Raw genomic sequence first — 23679 nt, 5'->3', positions numbered from 1 at the left:
CACATTTTCCTCAGTGTATGAGTAAAATGTGTCAACGCTATTCAGGACGGGTCACTGCCAACAAAAAAGCCAGCAATTAAGCTGGCTTTTTTTATGCCTGACGCCGGGCATCAGCAGGCTTAGAAGTTGTAACCTGCCACCAGGTAACCACCCCAGCCGGTAGAGCGGACGTTGAAGTTGCCGCTGCCGAAGTTCAGGCTGGCATCGTCGTTCCACTGGCCACCGTTGTGCCAGTAACGCGCCACCACTGAGTAGTGCCAGTGATCGTAGTTCAGGGCCAGAATGTGGCTGGAGGCGATAGAGTCGTTGGTACGTGCCTGCTTGCCGTTCAGATCGCGGAAATCTTTGTCGCCCAGATCGGAGCCCCAGTCAAAGTTGGTGAAGCCGATATAGCTCAGCTGGCCGCCCCACAGCTGGGTGATCGGCACAAAGTATTTCACCTTGAAGCGGTAGCCATCCCACTCGTTCTCGTTTGCTGCTTCGTAGTTCTGCCACTGGTATTTGGCATAGACGTTCAGGGAGAGGCTCATTGGCAGGCCGGTATCGATATCCGTACCCAGACCCATGTACCAGGTGCTCTGGCGGCCCGCTTTGTTGCGGCCCATGTCGTAGATGTAGTTGTTCGCGAAGTACCACTCTTTGAACGGACCAAACGCCAGGCTGGTGTCGGTCAGCTTGTCGATAGAGAAGCGCGGTTCAATCTCCATAAACAGCGGGGAGCCGTGGTTCCAGATACCCTGCGCGGTGCTGTTACCGCCGAAGAATACCGGCGCATCCATGTAGCCATAGAAGTCAAACCAGTCCTTCTTAGCGAACGCTTCGTACTCCAGGTAGGTATCGTTACGAATAGTTGGTCCGAAGCGGGTGTGGTAGCTGCCTACCACATTCACGCTCTGATGCCACCAGTCGGAGACGAACTCGCTGTTGCTGGTTTCGGCCGCATTAACGGCGAAGGAAGAAGAGAGCGCGAGAGCCGCACCGGCGACGAATAATGTTTTTTTCATATGTATGCCACTGTTTAAAGTCCCTTACGGGATCGAAAGGACACGATTAACGCGTTTCTAAATGTTTCGTGTTTCTGCGGGCCTATTATAAGTTCCACTGCTCACAAAAATCTGTCTTGTTTCACATATCTATCATTTACGTAATCGATTGCGTTCACGTTTGCGTAGATAAAACGTGGCGATTGTACTGGCATTCCGGGTTATTGCCAATATTGGGTGTTTGTAAGCGGGGGTAAAAAGGCGTGATAAAAGTGAAGGGCGACGCAGCGCCCTTAAAGAGAGGTAAGCGAAACCCTATTGCACAGAGGCTGGCTGAATATCATGGATACGGATAAAACCGAGCTGCTCAGGCGTGATGCCGTTGAGCTGTAACGGGACGCTGACGTCGCTCGGTGCAAGGGTGCTGGCCGGAGCGCTGATCAGCTGGTTCTGCACGTTAACTTCCTGATAGTTCTCCGTCGTACCCTGAATCTGTCCCCACTCGACGGTGCCGCTAAAGGCTGGCAGCGGCGTATTCGACTCACCCTGAATGAGCAGCGTCAGGCGCGTTCCGCCTGCGTTAGGGGCGATATCCTTCAACGACATGCGCAGCATACCGAGCTGGCTGTTTAGCCGCGCCGGGGTATTCGCCCCTGGCAGCAGATAGACGCCGCTATCAGACTTCGCGTTCAGGCTGTTCTGCTGGGTGATTTTCACCGTCTCCTGGTTGAGCTTGCTCATCTCTTTGTTAAGCGTGCTCACGCTCTGGTGCAGCTGGCGCACTTCGCTCTGCTGGGCGCAGGCGCTAAGGGTAAACAGGCTCCCCAGCAGGGCGAGCTTCAGATAACGTCTTGTCATGCTAACGGTTTCCTTAAACGTTTTATTGCCTGTAAGGGTAGATCGTTCGGACGCGCTTGCCATCGATCCTTTATCCCAAAAGTGCTGATGCCTTTGTTGTCGCGGCATATCAGGTTAAAATAGATTTCAGTTAATATTATCTTCAGGACGCCGTATGCATTGCCCATTCTGTTTCGCCGTGGATACCAAAGTAATTGACTCTCGCCTGGTGGGCGAAGGCTCCTCCGTTCGCCGCCGCCGCCAGTGCCTGGTGTGCAACGAGCGCTTTACAACCTTCGAAGTGGCAGAGCTGGTGATGCCGCGCGTAGTGAAGAGCAACGAAGTCCGCGAGCCGTTTAACGAAGACAAACTACGCAGCGGCATGCTCAAAGCACTGGAGAAACGCCCGGTCAGCGCTGACGACGTCGAGATGGCCCTCAACCATATTAAATCCCAGCTGCGGGCCACCGGTGAACGTGAGATCCCCAGCAAGATGATTGGTAACCTGGTGATGGAGCAGCTCAAGAAGCTCGATAAAGTGGCCTATATCCGCTTTGCCTCCGTCTACCGCAGCTTTGAAGATATCCGCGAATTTGGCGAAGAGATCGCCCGCTTACAGGACTAGGCTTATGCAGGACGACAAGCAGGACGAGATCTACATGGCCCGCGCGCTGAAGCTGGCGCAGCGTGGGCGTTACACCACCCATCCTAATCCAAACGTCGGCTGCGTCATTGTGAAAAATGGCGAAATCGTCGGGGAGGGGTTTCACTTCCGCGCCGGGGAGCCACATGCCGAGGTGCACGCCCTGCGCATGGCGGGGGATCGCGCTCGTGGTGCCACTGCCTACGTGACGCTGGAGCCGTGCAGCCACCACGGCCGCACGCCGCCCTGCTGCGAAGCGTTGATTAATGCTGGCGTTGCCCGCGTGGTCGCGGCGATGCAGGATCCCAACCCGCAGGTGGCGGGACGGGGGCTGTACCGTCTCTCCCAGGAGGGAATCGAGGTCAGCCATGGCCTGATGATGAGCGAAGCGGAGCGGCTTAACCGCGGCTTCCTCAAGCGCATGCGCACCGGTTTCCCCTGGATTCAGCTCAAGCTTGGCGCATCGCTGGACGGGCGCACGGCGATGGCGAACGGCGAGAGCCAGTGGATCACCTCGCCTGAGGCGCGCCGGGACGTTCAGCGCCTGCGCGCCGAGAGCCACGCGATATTAACCAGCAGCGCTACGGTGCTGGCGGACGATCCGGCCCTGACCGTACGCTGGGGCGAGCTGGGTACCGATACCCAGGCGCGCTATTCCGAAGCCGATTTGCGTCAGCCGGTGCGTATCGTCGTCGACAGCCAGAATCGCGTGACGCCGGAGCAGCGCCTTGTTCAGCAGCCAGGCGAAACCTGGTTTGCCCGCACCCGCGCTGACGATCGCCACTGGCCGGACGGGGTGCGCCAGATTCTGGTTCCCGAACACAACGGCCATCTCGATCTGGTCTCGCTGATGATGCTGCTGGGACGCGAGCAGATTAACAGCATCTGGGTAGAGGCGGGCGCGCAGATGGCCGGCGCGCTGCTGCAGGCCGGGCTGGTGGACGAGCTGATCGTCTATCTGGCACCAAAGCTGTTAGGCAGCGAGGCGCGTGGTCTCTGCGTTCTGCCGGGGCTTGAGAGCCTGGCGGCCGCACCGCAGCTTAAATTCACTGAAATACGTCAGGTAGGCCCGGATCTGTGCCTGCATCTGACCCCCGCGTAGTGCGCTCGTAAAAGGGAAGCAGTGCGTAAAATAGTATGATAAAATCCGCCCCCCTGCGGGGGCTATATGAGAACCCTAAGGTAAGTTTATGAACATTATTGAAGCTACTGTTGCTGCCCCGGACGCTCGCGTCGCCATCACCATTGCGCGTTTCAACAACTTCATCAACGACAGCCTGCTGGAAGGTGCTATCGACGCCCTGAAGCGTATCGGCCAGGTTAAAGATGAAAACATCACCGTTGTTTGGGTTCCAGGTGCTTATGAGCTGCCTCTGGCGGCGGGCGCGCTGGCAAAAGCCGGTAAATACGATGCGATTATTGCGCTCGGCACGGTGATCCGTGGCGGTACGGCACACTTTGAATACGTGGCGGGCGGCGCAAGCAACGGCCTGGCGCACGTGGCTCAGGAGAGCGCCATTCCGGTAGCCTTTGGTGTGCTCACCACTGAAAGTATTGAACAAGCCATCGAACGCGCTGGCACGAAAGCGGGTAACAAGGGTGCTGAAGCAGCACTGACCGCGCTTGAAATGATTAATGTATTGAAAGCCATCCAAGGCTGATTTTTGTAAGGGGAATTCCGTGAAACCTGCTGCTCGTCGCCGCGCCCGTGAGTGCGCCGTCCAGGCGCTTTACTCCTGGCAGTTGTCCCAGAACGACATCGCCGATGTTGAATACCAGTTCCTGGCGGAACAGGATGTCAAAGACGTTGACATCGCTTACTTCCGCGAGCTGCTGTCCGGGGTGGCGACTAACAGCGCATATCTCGACGGCCTGATGAAGCCCTATCTGTCCCGCCTGCTTGAAGAGCTGGGCCAGGTTGAGAAAGCGGTACTGCGTATCGCGCTGTTCGAACTCTCCAAACGTGATGACGTGCCGTACAAGGTTGCCATCAACGAAGCCATTGAACTGGCGAAGACGTTTGGCGCAGAGGACAGCCACAAGTTTGTGAATGGCGTGCTGGATAAAGCCGCACCCGCGATCCGCCCCCACAAAAAGTAATCTCAAGGCCGGTACGGCGGAGCGCATTTGCCGCTTCGCCCGGCCTTACACATCTATTCTGCTGAGGCATAGCGTATGGCATGCGGCGAATTCTCCCTTATTGCCCGTTATTTTAACCGTGTCAGACGCGCGCGCCTGGATGTCGAAACCGGCATCGGCGATGACTGCGCACTGCTAAACATTCCGGAAAAACAGACGCTGGCAATCAGTACCGATACGCTGGTATCGGGCATTCACTTTCTGCCGGATATCGATCCTGCCGACCTGGCTTACAAAGCGCTGGCGGTTAACCTAAGCGATCTGGCAGCCATGGGCGCTGACCCGGCGTGGTTGACCCTTGCACTGACCCTGCCGGAGGTCGACGAACCCTGGCTGAAAGCGTTTAGCGACAGCCTGTTCGAGCAGCTTAGCTACTACGACATGCAGCTCATCGGCGGGGATACCACCCGCGGGCCGCTCTCCATGACGCTGGGTATTCACGGCTACGTTCCCGCAGGCCGGGCGCTGAAGCGTTCCGGCGCGAAGCCAGGAGACTGGATCTACGTCACCGGCACGCCGGGGGACAGCGCTGCCGGGCTGGCGCTCCTCCAGGATCGTTTGCAGGTAGACGATCCTAAAGATGCCGACTGGCTGGTTAAACGCCATCTGCGCCCGACGCCGCGTATATTGCATGGCCAGGCGCTGCGCGATCTGGCTAATTCCGCTATCGATCTCTCTGACGGGCTGATCTCCGACCTGGGGCACATTTTGCAGGCCAGCGAGTGCGGGGCGATTATCGACGTTGATGCATTGCCATACTCGGAGGCGCTGCGTCGCCACGTGGAGCCAGACCAGGCCCTACGCTGGGCGCTGGGCGGCGGCGAGGATTACGAGCTCTGCTTCACCGTACCCGAGCTTAACCGCGGCGCGCTGGAGGTGGCGATTGGCCAGCTTGGTATTCCCTATACCTGTATCGGGCAGATGAGCGCCGATGTCGATGGCATCAGCTTTACCCGCGAGGGCAGGGAAGTGACGTTTGACTGGAAAGGATATGACCATTTTGCCGCGCACTAAAGATATCGCTAAAAGCCGCCTGAATCTGCGCAACCCGTGGCACCTGCTGGCTACCGGGTTTGGCAGCGGCCTGAGTCCCGTGGTTCCTGGAACCATGGGCTCGCTGGCGGCGATCCCGTTCTGGTATCTGATGACCTTCCTGCCGTGGCAGCTCTACTCCATGGTGGTGATGCTCTCTATCTGTATTGGCGTCTATCTGTGTCACCAGACGGCAAAAGACATGGGCGTGCACGATCACGGCAGCATCGTCTGGGATGAGTTTATCGGCATGTGGATCACCCTGATGGCGCTGCCCACTAACGACTGGCAGTGGGTGGCCGCCGGGTTTGTGCTGTTCCGCATCTTTGATATGTGGAAGCCCTGGCCAATCCGCTGGTTTGACCGCAACGTGCATGGTGGGATGGGTATCATCGTCGATGATATCGTCGCCGGGATCGTGGCGGCGGGGATCCTCTACGTTCTCGGCCATCACTGGCCGATTGGTATCCTTTAGCCTCGTAAAATGCCGGATGGCGGCGGTAACGCCTTATCCGGCCTACGTGTTCCAGACTAACCGAACCTATTTGAATCCGACGACTGGATGCTGCCTGTACGGTGTCTCCAGCTCGGCAATTTGTTCCGGCGTCAGGGTGAGCTCAACCGCCTGGATCAGCTCCTCAAGCTGCTCTTCCCGCGAGGCGCCGATAATCGGTGCCGCCACGCCGGGTTTGCTCAGCAGCCAGGCAATCGCCACCTGCGCCCGGGTTGCACCGGTCTCTTCCGCTATCCCCGCCAGCCGCTCGGCAATCTGTGCGTCTCCGGCATCGCTCTCGTTATAGAGCGTTTTACCAAACTCGTCCGAGACCGAGCGGGCGGTGGTTTCCCCCCACGGGCGGGTCAGGCGACCGCGCGCCAGCGGACTCCACGGGATCGCCGCCACGCCCTCGCGGTAGCAGAGCGGCAGCATCTCGCGCTCTTCCTCACGGTAGATAAGGTTATAGTGGTTCTGCATGGTGACGAAGCGCGCCCAGCCGTTTTGATCCTGAAGCGCCAGCGCCTGAGCGAACTGTGAGGCGTGCATAGAAGATGCGCCGATGTAGCGCGCCTTACCGGCCTTCACGACCTCGTCCAGCGCCGCCAGCGTCTCTTCGATAGGGGTGTTGTAGTCCCAGCGGTGGATTTGCAGCAGGTCAACATACTCCATGCCCAGCCGGCGCAGGCTGTCATCAATGGAGCGCAGAATTTGCGGACGGGAGAGTCCTTCCGGCAGATCGCCAACCTGATGATAGACTTTGGTGGCGACCACAACCTCTTCGCGACGGGCGAAATCCTTCAGCGCCCGGCCGACGATCTCTTCGCTGCTGCCGTCGGAGTAGCTGTTTGCGGTGTCGAAAAAGTTGATGCCGCCTTCAAGGGCGTGCTTGATGATGAGACGGCTGCTCTCTTCCGGCAGGGTCCAGGCATGATTGCCCCGGTCCGGTTCGCCAAAGGTCATACAGCCAAGACAAAGACGGGAAACCTTAAGATCCGTTGTTCCTAACGTGTTGTATTGCATGGTTCCACTCCTGCATAAGGGTACAAGTACCCTTAAGCATAGCAGGAGCAGAACCGGAGGCTCAGGCGAGCCAGGTCTGAATTTTTGCGGTGATACCGGCGGCGTCGAGGCCCAGCTCGATCCGCGCCTCCTCCTGGGTGCCCTGCGGAATAAAGTAGTCCGGCAGGCCGAGGTTGAGAACCGGAACCGGTTTGCGCCTGGCCATCAGCACCTCATTCACGCCGCTGCCTGCGCCGCCGATAATGGCGTTCTCCTCCAGGGTGACCAGCGACGCGTGGGTCGCAGCCAGCTCGAGGATCAGCGCCTCATCGAGGGGCTTCACAAAACGCATATCCACCAGCGTGGCGTTCAGCGTCTCGGCGGCTTTTTCCGCCTCTGGCAGCAGGGTGCCGAAGTTGAGGATCGCAACCTCTTCACCCTGGCGTTTCACCACCCCTTTACCAATAGGCAGCTCGGCCAGCGGCTCGAGGGTCACGCCCACGGCGTTGCCGCGCGGGTAGCGGACGGCGCTCGGCCCTTCGCTGTAGTGGTAGCCGGTGTAGAGCATCTGGCGGCACTCGTTTTCGTCGCTCGGGGTCATGATCACCATCTCCGGCACGCAGCGCAGGAAGGAGATGTCAAACGCGCCCTGGTGCGTCTGCCCGTCTGCGCCGACAATTCCCGCCCGGTCAATAGCAAACAGCACCGGCAGCTTCTGGATCGCCACGTCGTGGATCACCTGGTCATAGGCGCGCTGCAGGAAGGTGGAGTAGATCGCCACCACCGGCTTGTAGCCGCCAATCGCCAGCCCGGCGGCAAAGGTCACCGCGTGCTGCTCAGCAATCGCTACGTCAAAGTACTGCTGCGGATATTTGCGGGAGAACTCCACCATGCCGGAGCCTTCGCGCATAGCAGGCGTAACCGCCATCAGCTTGTTATCTTTCGCCGCCGTCTCGCACAGCCAGTCGCCGAAAATTTTTGAGTAGGAGGGCATACCGCCGCTGCTTTTTGGCAGCGTGCCCTTGGCCGGATCGAATTTCGGTACGGCGTGGAAGGTGATCGGATCCTTTTCAGCTGGCTCGTAGCCGCGTCCTTTTTTGGTCATGATGTGCAGGAACTGTGGACCTTTCAGGCCGCGCATATTCTTCAGCGTCGTGACCAGGCCCAGCACGTCATGGCCATCAACCGGCCCGATGTAGTTAAAGCCCAGCTCTTCAAACAGCGTGCCGGGTACGACCATGCCCTTGATGTGCTCTTCGGTGCGTTTCAGCAGCTCTTTGATCGGCGGCACATTGGAGAAGACCCGCTTTCCGCCCTCGCGCAGGGTCGAGTAGAGCTTGCCCGAGAGCAGCTGCGCCAGGTGGTTGTTCAGCGCGCCGACGTTCTCGGAGATCGACATCTCGTTGTCGTTGAGGATCACCAGCATGTCCGGCTTGATATCACCGGCGTGGTTCATCGCCTCGAAGGCCATACCGGCGGTGATCGCGCCGTCACCAATCACGCAGACGGTGCGGCGTTGCTTGCCCTCTTTCTCCGCCGCTACCGCGATGCCAATTCCGGCGCTGATAGAGGTAGAGGAGTGGCCGACGCTCAGCACGTCATACTCGCTCTCGCCGCGCCACGGGAAGGGGTGCAGGCCGCCTTTCTGACGGATAGTATCGATGCGATCCCGACGACCGGTCAGGATTTTGTGCGGATAAGCCTGATGGCCGACGTCCCAGATAAGCTGATCGAACGGCGTATTGTAGACATAGTGCAGTGCCACGGTCAGCTCAACCGTGCCAAGCCCGGAGGCGAAGTGGCCGCTGGAGCGGCTCACGCTGTCGAGAAGATAGCGGCGCAGCTCGTCGCAAAGCTTCGGCAGGCTCTCTTTGGGCAGCAGGCGCAGATCCTGGGTGGCGTTAACCAGCGCCAGGGTCGGGTATTTGGCAGTATCAAAACTCATCAGAGACTCATTGTTGTTTATTTATCACGCTGAATTATAAAGTCGGCCAGCGCTTCAAGGGTCGAGGTGTCCAGAGAGTAGGCGGCCAGCTGCGCTAATGCGCTGCGGGCGTCGTCAATCAGGTCACGGGCTTTGGTCTGGGCTTGCTCAAGGCCCAGCAGTGCAGGATAGGTGCTTTTACCCAGTTGCTGATCGGCCCCCTGACGTTTGCCGAGAGTTGCAGTATCACCTACCACATCCAGAATGTCATCCTGTACCTGGAAGGCCAGACCGATAGATTCAGCATATCGATCGAGAATGGGCAGCACCTCGCGTCCTTTCTCACCTGCGCTTAATGCGCCCATGCGCACCGCCGCGCGGATCAGCGCGCCGGTTTTATGGCGGTGGATACGCTCCAGCTCAACAAGCTGAACCTGTTTGCCTTCGGCTTCCAGATCCAGCGCCTGTCCGCCACACATGCCTGCCACGCCGCTGGCCTGCGCCAGCTCGGCAACCATCGCCAGCCGATCGCGATCGGCAACTTCCGGCATTGGCGCATCGGCGAGGATAGAGAACGCCAGCGTCTGCAAAGCGTCCCCGGCCAGGATCGCGCTGGCCTCGCCATATTTAATATGGCAGGTGGGCTGGCCCCGGCGCAGATCGTCATCATCCATTGCCGGCAGATCGTCATGGATCAGGGAGTAGGCGTGAATGCACTCCACGGCGGCGGCAGGCGCATCCAGAGTTTGGGCGCTGACGCCAAACATGCTGCCGGTCGCATAGACCAAAAACGGCCGCAGGCGTTTGCCACCTAATAATGCGCCATAGTTCATAGCCTCAACCAGAGGAGTGTTCTGAAAGGGCAGGGGAGCGATGAAACGCCGTAGCGCGGCGTTGGCCTGTTCGACGCAGGTCTCTAATTGTTCTGTAAAATCCATATTACTCGGCGTCCGGGGTAAAGGGGGTGAGCGGGGCCTCTTCCTGTTCTGAGAGCAGGATCTGCACGCGCTGCTCCGCCTGCTGTAACTTAGTCTGCCCCTGGCGTGCCAGCTGCACGCCGCGTTCGAATTCGCTCAGCGCCTCTTCAAGGGGCAAATCGCCGCTCTCAAGACGGGTCACTATCTGTTCCAGCTCGGTAAGTGCCGTTTCAAAGCTGGCTGGTGCGTCGTTTTTCTTTGCCATAAGGATGTCTGACTCTCGTTTTATTCATCTGCGCTATGGTAGCGAAGTCGTGCCGCGTATTAAATAACGCGCAATGGTCATGCGGTGTGCAAGGTCGACCTCGATGGTGGTATACTTGCGCGCCTGGATGCAGCCGCGGTTAGGGGCTGCTGTATTAATCCCCCACAAGTCCACTATGCGACTTGCCAAAGAACCTTTGCCGCCATGAAGTTTATCATTAAATTGTTCCCGGAAATCACCATCAAAAGCCAATCCGTGCGTTTGCGCTTTATTAAAATTTTAACCGGAAACATTCGTAACGTTCTGAAGTACCATGACGAAGAGATTAAAGTCGTTCGTCACTGGGACCACGTGGAAGTTCGCACCAAAGACGAGACCCTGCGTCCTGCTATCCGCGATGCGCTGACCCGTATTCCCGGTATCCACCATATTCTGGAGGTAGAAGATGTCCCTTATACCTCCCTGCATGACATCTTCGAGAAAGCGTTGGCGCAGTATCGCGAGCAGTTAGAGGGTAAAACTTTCTGCGTGCGCGTGAAACGTCGCGGTAAACATGAGTTTAGCTCTATTGAGGTAGAACGCTACGTCGGTGGCGGCCTGAATCAGCACATTGAGAGCGCCCGCGTAAAATTGACCCACCCGGATTACACGGTACATCTGGAGATTGAAGACGATCGCCTGCTGCTGATCACCAACCGCTCGGAAGGCATCGGCGGTTTCCCTATCGGTACCCAGGAGGACGTCCTGTCGCTGATCTCCGGTGGCTTTGACTCCAGCGTCTCCAGCTATATGCTGATGCGCCGCGGCTGCCGCGTGCACTACTGCTTCTTTAACCTCGGCGGCGCGGCTCACGAGATCGGCGTGCGTCAGGTAGCCCACTACCTGTGGAACCGCTTCGGCAGCTCGCACCGGGTACGCTTTGTGGCGATCAACTTTGAGCCGGTGGTTGGTGAGATCCTCGAAAAAGTAGACGACGGCCAGATGGGCGTGGTGCTGAAGCGCATGATGGTGCGTGCCGCCTCGAAGGTCGCCGAGCGCTACGGCGTGCAGGCCCTGGTCACCGGCGAAGCGCTGGGCCAGGTCTCCAGCCAGACCCTGACCAACCTGCGCCTGATCGATAACGTCTCCGATACGCTGATCCTGCGTCCGCTGATCTCCCACGATAAAGAGCACATTATCGACGTGGCGCGGGCGATCGGTACAGAAGACTTCTCCCGTACCATGCCGGAGTACTGCGGCGTGATCTCCAAAAGCCCGACGGTAAAAGCGGTGAAGGCGAAGATCGAAGCCGAAGAGCAGAATTTCGACTTTGCGATCCTCGATCGGGTGGTGGAAGAGGCGACCAACGTCGACATCCGCGAGATCGCTCAGCAGGCCGAGCAGGAAGTGGTTGAGGTTGAGACCGTGACCGGCTTTGGCCCGAACGACGTCCTGCTGGATATTCGTTCCCCGGACGATCAGGAGAGCAATCCGCTGGTGGTCGAGGGAGTCGATGTGGTGACGCTGCCGTTCTACAAGCTGAGCACCAAGTTTGGCGATCTCGATCGCAACAAAACCTGGCTGCTGTGGTGTGAGCGTGGGGTGATGAGCCGCCTGCAGGCGCTCTACCTGCACGAGCAGGGCTTCACCAACGTGAAGGTGTACCGCCCATAAGAAAACGCCCGGCGAGCCTGCCGGGCCTACAAAGTGCATAATGTAGGCCGGGTCAGGCGAAGCCGCCACCCGGCGTTTTATTGCTTACGCTTCGTAAAAGTTATAGATCCCCGCCGCCATCACCAGCTGCGACGCTACCTCATGCGCTTTTTCGCGCCCGACCAGCAGGTCAATAATCTTCAGTGCAAAATCGATCGACGTTCCCGGTCCCTGGCTGGTGAGCAGATTCACTCGTGGATCCCAAACCACGCGCTTATCCTGCCACTGCTCCTCGGGGATGCGATCCTTCAGCGCCGGAAAGCCGGTCATGTTGCCGATAGGGAAGATATTGTGCGGTACCAGCACGGTGCCTGCTGCCGCGCAGATGGCAGCCACGATCCGGCCCGAGCGGTGAAACTGCTTTACCGTCTCGACCAGCAGGGAACTGTCACGAAAGCACTCCGCGCCTTTCACGCCGCCGGGCAGGACAATCACGTCATAGTCGCCGTCGGCAACCTCTACCAGCGGGGCGTCGGCCAGCAGCTTCACGCCGCGGGAGCAGGTCACGGTCAGATTGCCGTCGCTGGCGACGCTGGCGGTGGTGACCTTAATGCCGCCGCGGACCAGCAGGTCAATGGTGGTGACCGCTTCGGTCTCTTCGCTACCAGGGGCGAGGCATATCAGTGCCGATGCGCTCATACTCACTCTCCTTACGTTTAATCTGTTCATAGAGCCGGGTATTCTCCGGCACCGCAATGCCGTGCGCGCGGGCGCGTCGGAGCAGATAGCCGGTAATGTAATCCGCTTCGGTACGGCGCTGGGCGCGGACGTCCTGCAGCATGGATGAGATGTTTTCTGCTGTATTTTCAATAACCTGATTAACATAATAGAGCAGGTCATCCGCCGAGGTATGGTGTCCTTCGCGCTCCATCACCGCGGCAACCTCATTACAGATGGTCTCTGTCAGAGCCGGGTGCGCCAGAAGCTCGCCGTTAGGGCAGTTCCACAGGGCCGTCAGCGGGTTAATCACGCAGTTCACCGCCAGCTTACGCCACAGCTGTGGACGGATGGTGTTGTGCCAGGCAACGTCCGGCAATACCTCCTGCAACGTGTCCGCCAAATAGCTGTAGTCACCGTCCTGCTGCCGGGCAGGGCCGATATGCGTGGTGCCGCTGGCAACATGAATGATGATGTTGCCGTCCCGGCGGGCAGCGTGGGTAGTGATGCCCATTAGCAGCGGATGAGGGATGGTTTTTAACTCCTCCACCGTGCCCATGCCGTTGTGAATCAGCAGCACCGGCGTGGTAACAGGTAAAACTGAGGTCAGGCTTTTTACCGCATCGGAGACCTGCCACGCCTTGAGCGTCACCAACAGCAGATCGCTCTGGGCCAGGAAGTCGGGATCGTTTGCCGTCAGGGATTCGTTGAACACGCTGCCGTCTTCGTCGATGACGTTAACGCTGCAGTAGGGCTGGGGCACGCGTAGCCAGCCCTGCACCTCATGGCCACGCTTGCACAGTGCAGCCAGCCACAGTTGCCCCAATGCTCCGCATCCAAGCACGGTTATTTTCATTGTTCCTCCTCACCTGCAACAGCGCCAGGTGGCGATGCGTTAATTATAGCGCTGTCAGCTAAGCTTCTCGTTATGTCCGGTTGCGGGTATTATGCATCGCAACAAAAGTGAAAGGAGAAGAAAAGATGCCATCTTTCGATATTGTTTCTGAAGTTGATCTTCAGGAAGTGCGTAACGGCGTAGACAATGCCAGCCGTGAAGTGGAGTCACGCTTCGATTTTCGTGGCGTAGAGGCGTCGTTTGAGCTGAACGATGCCAATAAAACCATCAAGGTACTGAGCGAATCTGATTTCCAGGTTAACCAGCTGCTGGATATTCTGCGGGCCAAGCTGCTGAAGCGCGGCATTGAGGGCACCTCTCTCGATGTGCCGGAAGAGTTTGTGCACAGCGGTAAAACCTGGTTTGTGGAAGCCAAGCTGAAGCAGGGGATTGAGAGCGCGGTACAGAAGAAGATTGTGAAGCTCATCAAGGACAGCAAGCTGAAGGTGCAGGCGCAGATTCAGGGTGAGGAGATCCGCGTAACCGGTAAATCCCGCGACGATCTGCAGTCGGTAATGGCGCTGGTGCGCGGCGGTGACCTGGGGCAGCCGTTCCAGTTCAAAAACTTCCGCGATTAATAAAAATGCCCGGTTAGCCGGGCATTTTTTTAGGCTCTGAGCGCCTGCTCAACCTCAAAGCGATTTGTCACTTTGCTGTCGATTTTCACGTAGGCGCTGCGCTCTTCGGGAACGATCAGCACCTCGCTGACGCCTGCTTTGCTCTCCAGCTGCTGCTTAAGCGTATCGGTAATCACCACGTCGTCCGGGATCTCCACGCGCAGGCTGCTGACGTAGGGCGGCTCCTGCATGGTGCTGGCCACCAGCAGCCAAACGGTGGCCAGCAGCGCCCCCGCCAGGAATACCGTCTGGGAGTCGAACAGGCCATCAACCCAGCCCCCCAGCGAGCCGCCGATGGCGACGCCGATAAACTGGCTGGTGGAGTAGATGCCCATCGCCGTGCCCTTATAGCCAGCCGGCGCCTCTTTGCTGATCAGCGAGGGGAGGAGGGCTTCCATCAGGTTAAACGCCAGGAAGAAGAGCTGCACGCCTGCTACCAGCTCCCAGAAGTGCGGTCCGGCACCCCAGAGCACAATCTCGGCAATCAGCAGGACGATGACGCAGAAGATGAAGACCCGCTTCATATGGCGCTTCACTTCGGCGTAGATAATAAACGGCACCACACTGACGAAGGAGATAAGCATCGTAGCGAGGTAAATTTTCCAGTGCTCCGCTGCCGGGAAGCCGGCGGCCTCCATCTGCCCCGGCAGGGCAACGAAGGTGGACATCAGCAGGATATGCAGGCACATGATGCCGAAGTTGAGCTTCAGCAGCGGCGGGCTGGCGATCACTTTGCTGAAGCAGCCTTTTACCATCCCAGATTCACGGTTCAGCACGTGATTTTTACTGTCCGGAACCACCCACAGCGTCAGAATGATGCCCGCCGTGGCCAGGCCAGCAATCATCCAGAACAGGGCGTGCAGGCCCAGGCGATGGGTAATGATGGGGCCAAGCACCATGGCAATAGCAAAGGTGATGCCGAAGCTGACGCCAATAAAGGCCATCGCTTTGGTGCGGTTCTGTTCGCGGGTTAAATCTGAGAGCAGGGCCATAACCGCGGCGGCGATCGCCCCCGAGCCTTGCAGGGCGCGACCAAGAATAATGCCCCAGATCGAATCTGAGAGGGCGGCAACGATGCTGCCAATGACAAAAATCACCAGCCCGCCGACGATCAGCGGCTTACGGCCGATGCGATCCGAGAGCAGGCCGAAAGGGATCTGGAATACCGCCTGCGCCAGGCCATAGATGCCAATGGCGAAGCCGATCAGCGCTTCGCTTGCTCCCTGTAGCGCCATGCCATAGGTGGTCAGAACGGGGAGAACCATAAACATGCCGAGCATACGCAGCGAGAATACTGTCCCTAAACCCCAGGTGGCGCGTAGCTCGCCCGGCGTCATTTTATAGTCGTTCATTACTACCTCAATCAAAAAACCGGACACAGTATAGTGCAGGGGAGGGCGGGGCGGGTTATCCCGTGATGCGCAAAGCGTGGAATATAGTACATCAATGAGTTATTGATTTAATAAATAAAAAAGGGCGCCGTAGCACCCTTTTTGTAACATCTTTTTTAAATTACCAGACGTAGGTCAACAGGTTCTGTGAGTCCGGAACCATAAAGTCCACGGACATCATCACCGAAAGGGAGGTGATGGCGACGATAGAGAACACGAACAGCTTACGCGCCCATACTCTGTCATCTTCGACCTTATACCCCTTCAGCGCCATACCCAGCCACCAGACGCTAACGGCGGCAGCCACCACCAGATATTTGTATCCGGCGTAGCCACCCAGCGAGAGCATCAGAGTCGCTACGGCAAAGGCGATGATGTAGAGCGTTATGTGGTTCTTCGCAACCGAGATCCCTTTCACCACCGGCAGTACCGGGATGTTCGCCGCCTGATAATCCTTAAAGCGGAAAATCGCGATGGCGTAGGAGTGCGGCATCTGCCACAGGCTAAAGATAGCCAGCAGGATCAGTGCACCGCTGTCGAAATCACCGGTTACCGCGCAGTAGCCAATCACCGGCGGCGCAGCGCCGGAGAGAGAGCCAATCAGCGTGCCGTAGACGGAGTGGCGTTTCATGTACAGGCTATAGACGCCGACATAAACCACAAACCCCATCACCCCCAGCCAGCAGGCCAGTGGGTTAGCACCAAACCACAGCAGCATAAAGCCAGCAATACCCAACAAGGTGGCGTACACCAGCGAAATTTTCGGGGAAATCAGGCCTTTGACCAGCACCCGGTTCTTCGTACGCTCCATTTTACGGTCAATGTCACGGTCGATGTAGTTGTTAAATACACAACCCGATGCCACCACCAGCGACACCCCGATCAGCGTATAGGCGAAGAGGGGATAGTCGATGCTGCCCTTGGAGGCCAGCAGGAACCCCCCGATCACGGAGATCAGGTTGCCGAAAATGATGCCTGGTTTCGTTACTTGCAGGTATTGCTTAAACATCATACTCGCCGCTCTTAGTGAACCATCATGTTGTAATTCAGGTTCCACATAATCCAGATTGAGCCTACCACCAGAATGGCGATGATCAGCACGGTAAAGACAAAGGCCACCAGATTCCAACGCTCTTCAGAGGAGTTGTTCATGTGCAGGAAGCACACCAGGTGAACCAGAATCTGTACCACTGCCGTCACCAGCACGACGCCAAGAATGGTGCCGTGCGAGGCGGAGCCGTTCATCACCATCCAGAACGGGATAGCCGTCAGGATGATCGACAGGATAAAGCCTGTCATGTAGGTTTTTACGCTGCCGTGAGCGGCGCCGCTATGATCGGTAGAATGACTCATTACATCGCCCCCATCAGGTAAACTACAGAGAACACACAGATCCAGACCACGTCCAGGAAGTGCCAGAACATGCTCAGGCACATCAGACGGGTGCGGTTAGTGCTGGTCAGCCCGCGACGGGTAACCTGGAACATCAGGATCGCCATCCACACCAGACCAGAGGTCACGTGCAGGCCGTGGGTACCAACCAGGGCAAAGAAGCCTGACAGGAAGCCGCTACGATCCGGACCGAAGCCTTCAGCGATCAGGTGATGGAACTCATACAGCTCCATCCCGATAAAGCCCGCACCGAACAGGAAGGTCAGCGCCAGCCAGGAGATCACCTGGCTTTGACGACCGTTGTTCATGGCGATAATCGCCATGCCGTAGGTGATGGAGCTGAAGAGCAGCAGGGCAGTTTCAACCAGCACAAACGGCAGTTCGAAAATATCTTTCCCGCTCGGGCCACCTGCCGTGCCGTTCACCAGAACGGCATAGGTAGCAAACAGACATGCAAAGAGAATGCAGTCGCTCATCAGGTAGATCCAGAAGCCGAACACTTTGTTCGACCCTGCATCGTGGTGATGCTCATGCTCGTGGGCATGAGCGTTAGCGTGAGTTAGAGTCTCAGTTGACATTTTTCAGTCCTGCCTTGCTAATTTCGTCGAAGTGCTGGTTTTCCAGTTTTTCAACGGTGGCAACCGGTACGTAGTAATCCACGTCCTCATCAAAGCTTTTCACAATCCAGGTCACGATCATGCCGGCAAAGCCGAGGATCGCCATCCACCAGATATGCCAGATCATGGCAAAGCCGAAGATAAGGCTGAAAGCAGAGATAATCACACCCGCGCCGCTGTTTTTCGGCATATGAATCTCTTCATAGTGCGTAGGCTGGATGTACGCTTCGCCTTTGTCTTTCATTTCCCAGAATGCATCACGTTCATGAATGTGCGGCACGACGGCAAAGTTATAGAACGGCGGCGGAGAGGAGGTTGCCCACTCCAGCGTACGTGCACCCCATGGGTCACCCGTCAGGTCGCGGTTCTGGTCACGATCGCGCACAGAGGTGTAGATCTGCATAATGATGGAGAAGATACCGAGCGCAATCAGCAGCGCACCGATCTCAGCCACAATCATCAGCGGCTGGAACATCGGATCGATATTCTGGCTCACGCGACGAGTCATACCCATGAAGCCCATGGCGTACAGCGGCATAAAGGTCACGAAGAAGCCGATGATCCAGAACCAGAAGGCGCGTTTGCCCCAGGTCTCGTTCATGGTGTAACCAAAGGCTTTCGGCCACCAGTAGGTCAGGCCCGCGAAGCAACCGAATACCACACCACCGATGATAACGTTATGGAAGTGTGCAATCAGGAACAGGCTGTTGTGCAGAACAAAGTCCGCGCCCGGCACGGCCAGCAGTACCCCGGTCATCCCACCGATAGAGAAGGTGATGATGAAGCCGATGCTCCACAGCATGGCTGAGTGGAACACGATACGACCCTGGTACATGGTAAACAGCCAGTTGAAGATCTTCACCCCGGTCGGGATGGCGATAATCATCGTGGTGATACCAAAGAAGGCGTTAACGTTCGCGCCGCTGCCCATGGTAAAGAAGTGGTGCAGCCATACGATAAACGACAGAACGGTAATCGCGATGGTAGCCCATACCAGGGAGGTGTAACCAAACAGACGCTTTTTAGAGAACGTTGCAACCACTTCTGAGAACACGCCGAACACTGGCAGAACAAGAATGTACACTTCCGGATGGCCCCAGGCCCAAATCAGGTTGATGTACATCATCATGTTGCCGCCCATATCGTTGGTAAAGAAATGGGTGCCCAGATAACGGTCAAGCGTCAGCAGCGCGATGGTTACCGTCAGGATAGGGAAAGAGACGATAATCAGCACGTTAGTACAGAGTGACGCCCAGGTGAACACTGGCATTTTGAACATGGTCATGCCAGGGGCACGCATGCGCAGAATGGTCACAAAGAAGTTAATACCGGTCAGGGTTGTACCAATACCAGAGAGCTGGAGGCTCCAGATCCAGTAGTCAACGCCTACGCCAGGACTGTACTCAATGCCCGAGAGCGGCGGATAGGCCACCCAACCGGTCTGAGCAAACTCGCCCACGCCCAGAGAGATGTTAACCAGCACCACGCCCACAACGGTGAACCAGAAGCTCAGGTTGTTCAGGAACGGGAAGGCAACGTCACGGGCGCCGATTTGCAGCGGCACGACCAGGTTCATCAGGCCTACCACGAACGGCATCGCCACGAAGAAGATCATGATAACGCCGTGGGCGGTAAAGATCTGGTCGTAGTGGTGCGGTGGCAGGAACCCGGCTTCGCCCGACGAGACGAGCAGCTGCTGGGTACGCATCATGATGGCGTCAGCAAAACCACGCACCAGCATCACGATAGCAACGAGGATATACATAATCCCCAGGCGTTTGTGGTCCACGGAGGTGAGCCACTCATTCCACAGATATGACCACTTACCGAAGTAAGTGAGCGCTGCAACTAACGCCAGACCTCCGACGAGAATTGCTGCCACCGTAACCATGATAATCGGCTCATGGTACGGCACTGCATCCAGTGTAAGTTTTCCGAACATCGTATTATTCCTCGGCCCCTTAGTGAGAGGTTTCCGCGTGATTCATGTTCATGCCTTCCATGCCTTCATGCGAGTTCTGTTCGCCTTCAGCCTGAGTCACGTCCATGCTCTTCCCAGGTCCCATAAATTTGTTGATAACATCAACAAACAGATTGGGTTTAACGCTGGAGAAGTATTCGACTTTATTGTATTCGCTTGGTTTTGCCAGCAGGTTGTACGCGTCCATGTCATTCATGACTTTTGACGACTGCTTCGCTTTCGCCACCCACTGGTCGAAGGTCGCGGCATCCGGCGTTGCGATGGCTTTGAACTTCATGCCGGAGAAACCAGCACCACTGTAGTTAGCAGAAATACCATCGTAGGTACCCGCTTCGTTGGCGATCAGGTGCAGTTTGGTCTGCATCCCGGCCATCGCGTAGATCTGGCTACCCAGTCGCGGAATAAAGAAGGAGTTCATCACCGAGTTCGAGGTGATTTTGAATTCCACAGGCGTATTTGCCGGGAATGCAATCTCATTGACCGTTGCGATGCCCTGCTCCGGGTAAATAAAGAACCACTTCCAGTCCATTGCAATGACTTCGATGGTCACCGGCTTCGCATCGTGATCCAGCGGACGGCCTGGTTCGAGCGAGTGCGTGGTTTTCCATGTCAGTACCGCAAGGAAAATGATGATAAGGATGGGAATCGTCCAAACCACAGCTTCAACTTTGTTCGAGTGCGACCAGTTGGGGCTGTATTTGGCTTCCTTGTTCGACGCCCGGTACTTCCAGGCAAAACCGATAGCCATCACGATGGCGGGAATAACGACAATCAACATCAGCCCAAGAGCCGTCAGTATCAGTGAACGCTGTTCCAGTCCAATCTGTCCTTTTGGATCGAGAAGTGCAGAATCACAGCCGCTCAGTAACGCTGCGCCTGTGATTAATGACAACATTCCCAAAGTTTTATTGTATTTCCTGAGTCTCATTTAACGACCTCAATTCCACGGGGGTCTGGTGGCGTTTAAAGTGTGCGGGCATTTTACGGGAAGGTTACATTACTGTAAACATGCATGGCGCGCTGTCAGTAGGGTGTTACTGGGTTCTGCCGCGTATGTCACACACAATGCAACAATCTGTAAAATCTCACAATCGCCGCGTTCGGCCCCAAGGTTATAACCAAAACCGGCTCTGGTACTTATAGACCAGGGGAAATGGTATAACCAATCCTTTTTGTGAACATTTAATTAACATTAATTCAGCAATTATCAAACATTGCACGAAGCTTAATTTGATAACTATGCTGAATCATTAAAGCGTAGTCGCAAACCTATACCGCACAAAATAATTAAACAAAAAGAGAGATGAAGCCAGAATTAAACAAATATATCCTGAAATTAAATTCTTTAATTATTTTGCGAAATTATTACCTGTAGTAACTAACGGGTTATTTTTCCTGCGCCGTTTTGCGCAGGGCAAGGTAGTCCAACAGGCCGCCGTAAAGGATGCCCCCTACGGCCAGCAGTGCGCCCACATCCAGCAACAGCAGCGCGAAGTGCCATGAGGTCAAGCCGAGGGCGTTAAGCGTTATGACGCCCAGCCAGGCCGCCAGCAGCAGGCAGCCCACGGCCAGCGTGCGCAGCGCCATCCGGTAGGCGCCGGCGTAGCGGCTACGAGGGAGAAAACCGTCCGTGCGCTGGGTATAAGCCAGCGTCTCTTTACATACCAGCAGCAGAAGCAGTCCCGGCACGGCGGCGATCACCGAGAAGAGGTAAAACGTTGACCAGCCCCAGCTCTCAACAAACCACCCGGCGATAGGGCCAACGTAGACGCGGCCGATAGCGGAGAGGGCAGAGAGCAGGGCGAACTGGGTGGCGGAAAACGACTTATTGCACAGGGTCATCAGCAGGGCAACAAACGCCGCCGTCCCCATCCCGCCGCAGAGGTTCTCGAAGAAAACCGCGGCCGCCATGCTGTAGAGGTGCTTATCGGTCACCGACAGCAGCCAGTAGCCCGCGTTAGAGGCCCCCTGCAGGATGCCAAAGATCAGCAGGGCGCGAAACAGCGACAGGCGCTGCATCAGCACGCCGCCGTACAGCGCGCCGAGAATGGTTGCAATCAGCCCGAGAGTCTTATTCACTACGCCAACATCCCCGGCATCAAAGCCCACGCCGCGGATCAGAAAGGTGGTGGTGAGGCTCATGGCAAACGCGTCACCCAGCTTATAAAGGACGATAAGCAGCAGGATCAGCCAGGCGTTGTTGCGGCCAAAGAAGTCGCGCAGCGGCGCAACCACCGCCTGCTCCAGCGATTTGGGTACCGGCACGGCATCGTCCGGTTCGGGGGCAAGGAGGGTGGCAATAATGCACGGCAGCAGCAGGGCCGCCATCAGCCAGTACATCCCCTGCCAGCCCAGCCAGCGATCCGCCAGCCAGAGCGCCAGCCCGCCGGAGACCAGCATCCCGAGGCGGTAGCCCAGCACGCTGATGGCCGCGCCTGCACCGCGCTCTTCGGCGGGCAGCACGTCGGTCTTCCAGGCATCAAACACAATATCCTGCGAGGCGGAACAAAAGGCGATAATTACCGCCAGCCCGGCCATCCAGCGCAGCTGCGTGGTCGGCTCCAGAAAGCCCATCCCCGCAATGGCGACCAGCAGCAGGATCTGGGTAGTCAGCAGCCAGCCGCGACGGCGGCCAAAGAACGGCGGCGTATAGCGGTCCATCACCGGTGACCATAAAAACTTAAATACATAGGCCTGGCCCACCAGCGAAAAGAAGCCGATGGTTTTCAGGTCGATGTTTTCAACGGTCATCCACGCCTGAAGCGTGCCGGATGTCAGGGCAAGGGGGAGGCCAGAGGCAAAGCCAAGGATCAGCAGGATAGCTGACTTAGGCTGCTGGAAGATACGTAGATAGTGGTTGGGCATAGGAGACGGGCTGACCCGGCGCGAACCGGGTCAGCGGGCAGAATTAACGCGCGTTCTGCTTGATAAAGTCGTGGATGCTGGTGTCCTGAGACATGTCAGCAATGGTATCGGTCAGCACGCTGTTTACGCTGTCGGCGATGTTCTTATTCGACGCCTGCAGTGCACCTTCAACCGAGTAGTTTGCCCGGTAGTTTTTGGTCATCTTGTTGCCGTTCGGCGCGGTCGCGATGATAGCGATATCGGCCTTGGTGGCGATGTTATAGCGCACGTTGCCCTGGGAGACGTCAGCGTAGAGCTGGCTCACGATGATCTGCAGATTTACTGCGCCGTTCGGGCCAATCATGTAGCCGCGCGCGGTCATCTGTTTCTCCAGCACTTCCTGCAGCAGGAAACGCAGATCGCGGGAGGCGGTCAGGGTCACCAGCTGGTTGTCACGGGTCACTTTCGCCAGCGCCTGGTCCTGACGCTGATCGGCACCGTTGATGCTCACGGTCACGCCCATCAGGCTCGGATCCTGCTGCGGCAGGGTAATTTTCGGTGAGACATCAATGGTAGTAGGAGGCGTAGCACAGCCAGCCAGCATAAACAGAGCGACCAGCGGGAAAAGCACTTTTTTTAACATATAAGAGATCTCTGTGAATCTTAAGCTTATAAAGGAGTAATTCGCGCCATCATAACATTGCCAACGGCCGGGGCAACCCGGCAATGCATGTAAATTCATCGCCTTGTGCATTTTGTGCTCACAAACCGTTTTTAACCGCTCATAAAAGAGGTCTGAATGAGAATTTTCAGGGTGGGTTCATGCCTTTGAATGATAAAACGAGACGAACGCTAAATATTTGTTGTTTTCTTGTTATGGAAGCGGTAAAAGCGGCTAATATTTAAAGGGATGGGTTACATCTGAACGCTGTCTGAGGAGTCTTTTCATGATGATACGCGAACAAATAGAATCAAAATTAAGGGCAACGTTTGAACCCGCGTTCCTCGAAGTTGTTGATGAAAGCTACCGTCACAATGTTCCGGCCGGTTCCGAAAGCCATTTTAAGGTGGTGCTGGTAAGCGATCGCTTTGCAGGCGAACGTTTTCTTAACCGCCATCGCATGATCTACAGCACGTTGACGTCTGAACTTGCCACGACGGTACACGCGTTGGCCCTGCATACCTATACCCTGAAAGAGTGGGAAGGGCTGCAGGATACCCTCTTCGCGTCGCCGCCCTGTCGAGGTGCAGGCACCATTGCATAATAAATGAGGTTTGCAACAGCGAGAACTTTTCCAGTATGTTGCGTACAGAATATGTGAAAACGGCCTGCGGGCCGTTTTATTTTGTCTGAGTTT

Annotated in this window: 25 protein-coding genes; 9 read left to right on the top strand and 16 right to left on the bottom strand. The window is 56.8% G+C overall.

Annotation, left to right across the window (positions count from 1 at the left end; genetic code table 11):
* Positions 1 to 119: 119 nt before the first annotated feature.
* Together RTP97_RS04225 and RTP97_RS04220 are read right to left on the bottom strand one after the other, a co-directional pair.
* Positions 120 to 1004 (bottom strand): nucleoside-specific channel-forming protein Tsx, encoded by an 885-nt coding sequence (locus RTP97_RS04225; protein ID WP_312411197.1) that lies wholly within the window; start codon positions 1002 to 1004, stop codon positions 120 to 122.
* A 294-nt stretch (positions 1005 to 1298) separates the two neighbouring features.
* The gene (locus RTP97_RS04220; RefSeq protein ID WP_312411196.1) at positions 1299 to 1841 is read right to left on the bottom strand and encodes a DUF3251 domain-containing protein; all 543 of its coding nucleotides are present in this window, start codon (positions 1839 to 1841) and stop codon (positions 1299 to 1301) included.
* A 154-nt stretch (positions 1842 to 1995) separates the two neighbouring features.
* Between RTP97_RS04220 and nrdR the strand changes: the two genes are divergently transcribed.
* The 6 genes from nrdR (at position 1996) to pgpA (ending at position 6109) form a co-directional block, all read left to right on the top strand.
* Complete coding sequence (gene nrdR, locus RTP97_RS04215) at positions 1996 to 2445, top strand: transcriptional regulator NrdR (protein ID WP_103821628.1); 450 nt, start codon at positions 1996 to 1998, stop codon at positions 2443 to 2445.
* A gap of 4 nt (positions 2446 to 2449) precedes the next feature.
* Positions 2450 to 3565 (top strand): bifunctional diaminohydroxyphosphoribosylaminopyrimidine deaminase/5-amino-6-(5-phosphoribosylamino)uracil reductase RibD, encoded by a 1116-nt coding sequence (ribD, locus tag RTP97_RS04210; RefSeq protein ID WP_312411195.1) that lies wholly within the window; start codon positions 2450 to 2452, stop codon positions 3563 to 3565.
* Positions 3566 to 3653: 88 nt separating this feature from the next.
* Positions 3654 to 4124, top strand: coding sequence for a 6,7-dimethyl-8-ribityllumazine synthase (gene ribE, locus RTP97_RS04205; protein WP_042391577.1), 471 nt, complete (start codon positions 3654 to 3656; stop codon positions 4122 to 4124).
* A gap of 19 nt (positions 4125 to 4143) precedes the next feature.
* Positions 4144 to 4563, top strand: a complete 420-nt coding sequence (nusB, locus tag RTP97_RS04200) for a transcription antitermination factor NusB (protein WP_042391578.1) — start codon at positions 4144 to 4146, stop codon at positions 4561 to 4563.
* Between the two features lie 75 nt (positions 4564 to 4638).
* The gene (gene thiL, locus RTP97_RS04195) at positions 4639 to 5616 is read left to right on the top strand and encodes a thiamine-phosphate kinase (RefSeq protein WP_312411193.1); all 978 of its coding nucleotides are present in this window, start codon (positions 4639 to 4641) and stop codon (positions 5614 to 5616) included.
* Positions 5594 to 6109 (top strand): phosphatidylglycerophosphatase A, encoded by a 516-nt coding sequence (pgpA, locus tag RTP97_RS04190; protein ID WP_103821631.1) that lies wholly within the window; start codon positions 5594 to 5596, stop codon positions 6107 to 6109. The genes thiL and pgpA overlap by 23 nt, the downstream gene beginning before the upstream one ends.
* A 66-nt stretch (positions 6110 to 6175) precedes the next feature.
* On the opposite strand, the gene RTP97_RS04185 is transcribed toward pgpA, so the two are convergent.
* The 4 genes from RTP97_RS04185 to xseB form a co-directional block, all read right to left on the bottom strand.
* Positions 6176 to 7150, bottom strand: a complete 975-nt coding sequence (locus RTP97_RS04185; protein WP_312411191.1) for an aldo/keto reductase — start codon at positions 7148 to 7150, stop codon at positions 6176 to 6178.
* Between the two features lie 61 nt (positions 7151 to 7211).
* The gene (gene dxs, locus RTP97_RS04180; protein WP_312411189.1) at positions 7212 to 9074 is read right to left on the bottom strand and encodes a 1-deoxy-D-xylulose-5-phosphate synthase; all 1863 of its coding nucleotides are present in this window, start codon (positions 9072 to 9074) and stop codon (positions 7212 to 7214) included.
* Positions 9075 to 9091: 17 nt separating this feature from the next.
* The gene (gene ispA / locus RTP97_RS04175; protein ID WP_312411187.1) at positions 9092 to 9991 is read right to left on the bottom strand and encodes a (2E,6E)-farnesyl diphosphate synthase; all 900 of its coding nucleotides are present in this window, start codon (positions 9989 to 9991) and stop codon (positions 9092 to 9094) included.
* Between the two features lies 1 nt (position 9992).
* Positions 9993 to 10235, bottom strand: a complete 243-nt coding sequence (gene xseB / locus RTP97_RS04170; protein ID WP_042391585.1) for an exodeoxyribonuclease VII small subunit — start codon at positions 10233 to 10235, stop codon at positions 9993 to 9995.
* Between the two features lie 204 nt (positions 10236 to 10439).
* On the opposite strand from xseB, the gene thiI reads away from it, so the two are divergent.
* Positions 10440 to 11888: a tRNA uracil 4-sulfurtransferase ThiI gene (gene thiI / locus RTP97_RS04165; protein WP_312411185.1), complete on the top strand. Its 1449-nt coding sequence runs from the start codon at positions 10440 to 10442 to the stop codon at positions 11886 to 11888.
* Between the two features lie 84 nt (positions 11889 to 11972).
* Here the strand turns inward: thiI and yajL are convergent, their stop codons facing one another.
* Together yajL and panE are read right to left on the bottom strand one after the other, a co-directional pair.
* The gene (gene yajL / locus RTP97_RS04160; protein WP_312411183.1) at positions 11973 to 12566 is read right to left on the bottom strand and encodes a protein deglycase YajL; all 594 of its coding nucleotides are present in this window, start codon (positions 12564 to 12566) and stop codon (positions 11973 to 11975) included.
* Positions 12529 to 13440 carry a 2-dehydropantoate 2-reductase gene (gene panE, locus RTP97_RS04155; RefSeq protein WP_312211165.1) on the bottom strand — a complete coding sequence of 304 codons (912 nt, stop codon included), beginning with the start codon at positions 13438 to 13440 and terminating at the stop codon, positions 12529 to 12531. Before panE ends, yajL begins: the two co-directional genes overlap by 38 nt.
* A 125-nt stretch (positions 13441 to 13565) precedes the next feature.
* Here panE and RTP97_RS04150 point away from each other — a divergent pair, with 125 nt between their 5' ends.
* A complete protein-coding gene (locus tag RTP97_RS04150; RefSeq protein ID WP_103821639.1) occupies positions 13566 to 14057 on the top strand; it encodes a YajQ family cyclic di-GMP-binding protein in 492 nt (163 codons plus the stop codon).
* A 29-nt stretch (positions 14058 to 14086) separates the two neighbouring features.
* Here RTP97_RS04150 and RTP97_RS04145 read toward each other — a convergent pair whose 3' ends face one another.
* The 8 genes from RTP97_RS04145 to RTP97_RS04110 form a co-directional block, all read right to left on the bottom strand.
* A complete protein-coding gene (locus tag RTP97_RS04145) occupies positions 14087 to 15448 on the bottom strand; it encodes an MFS transporter (protein WP_312411181.1) in 1362 nt (453 codons plus the stop codon).
* Between the two features lie 160 nt (positions 15449 to 15608).
* Entirely contained in the window at positions 15609 to 16499 is an 891-nt protein-coding gene (gene cyoE / locus RTP97_RS04140; protein WP_312411179.1) for a heme o synthase, read from the bottom strand.
* Between the two features lie 11 nt (positions 16500 to 16510).
* Positions 16511 to 16840, bottom strand: coding sequence for a cytochrome o ubiquinol oxidase subunit IV (locus RTP97_RS04135; protein WP_312211171.1), 330 nt, complete (start codon positions 16838 to 16840; stop codon positions 16511 to 16513).
* Positions 16840 to 17457: a cytochrome o ubiquinol oxidase subunit III gene (locus tag RTP97_RS04130; RefSeq protein WP_312411177.1), complete on the bottom strand. Its 618-nt coding sequence runs from the start codon at positions 17455 to 17457 to the stop codon at positions 16840 to 16842. Before RTP97_RS04130 ends, RTP97_RS04135 begins: the two co-directional genes overlap by 1 nt.
* A complete protein-coding gene (gene cyoB, locus RTP97_RS04125; RefSeq protein ID WP_312411174.1) occupies positions 17447 to 19438 on the bottom strand; it encodes a cytochrome o ubiquinol oxidase subunit I in 1992 nt (663 codons plus the stop codon). Before cyoB ends, RTP97_RS04130 begins: the two co-directional genes overlap by 11 nt.
* A gap of 19 nt (positions 19439 to 19457) precedes the next feature.
* A complete protein-coding gene (cyoA, locus tag RTP97_RS04120; protein WP_312411173.1) occupies positions 19458 to 20405 on the bottom strand; it encodes a cytochrome o ubiquinol oxidase subunit II in 948 nt (315 codons plus the stop codon).
* 458 nt (positions 20406 to 20863) lie between these two features.
* Complete coding sequence (gene ampG, locus RTP97_RS04115; RefSeq protein WP_312411172.1) at positions 20864 to 22342, bottom strand: muropeptide MFS transporter AmpG; 1479 nt, start codon at positions 22340 to 22342, stop codon at positions 20864 to 20866.
* A 43-nt stretch (positions 22343 to 22385) separates the two neighbouring features.
* Positions 22386 to 22964, bottom strand: coding sequence for a lipoprotein (locus tag RTP97_RS04110; RefSeq protein ID WP_042391597.1), 579 nt, complete (start codon positions 22962 to 22964; stop codon positions 22386 to 22388).
* 304 nt (positions 22965 to 23268) lie between these two features.
* Between RTP97_RS04110 and bolA the strand changes: the two genes are divergently transcribed.
* A complete protein-coding gene (bolA, locus tag RTP97_RS04105) occupies positions 23269 to 23586 on the top strand; it encodes a transcriptional regulator BolA (RefSeq protein ID WP_042391598.1) in 318 nt (105 codons plus the stop codon).
* Positions 23587 to 23679 lie beyond the last annotated feature (93 nt).

The sequence above is a fragment of the Pseudescherichia sp. genome (assembly GCF_031998825.1).
Lineage (GTDB): Bacteria > Pseudomonadota > Gammaproteobacteria > Enterobacterales > Enterobacteriaceae > Pseudescherichia.
The sequence above is the reverse complement of the archived record's forward strand: the minus strand, read 5'-3'. Positions and strand labels throughout refer to the sequence as shown.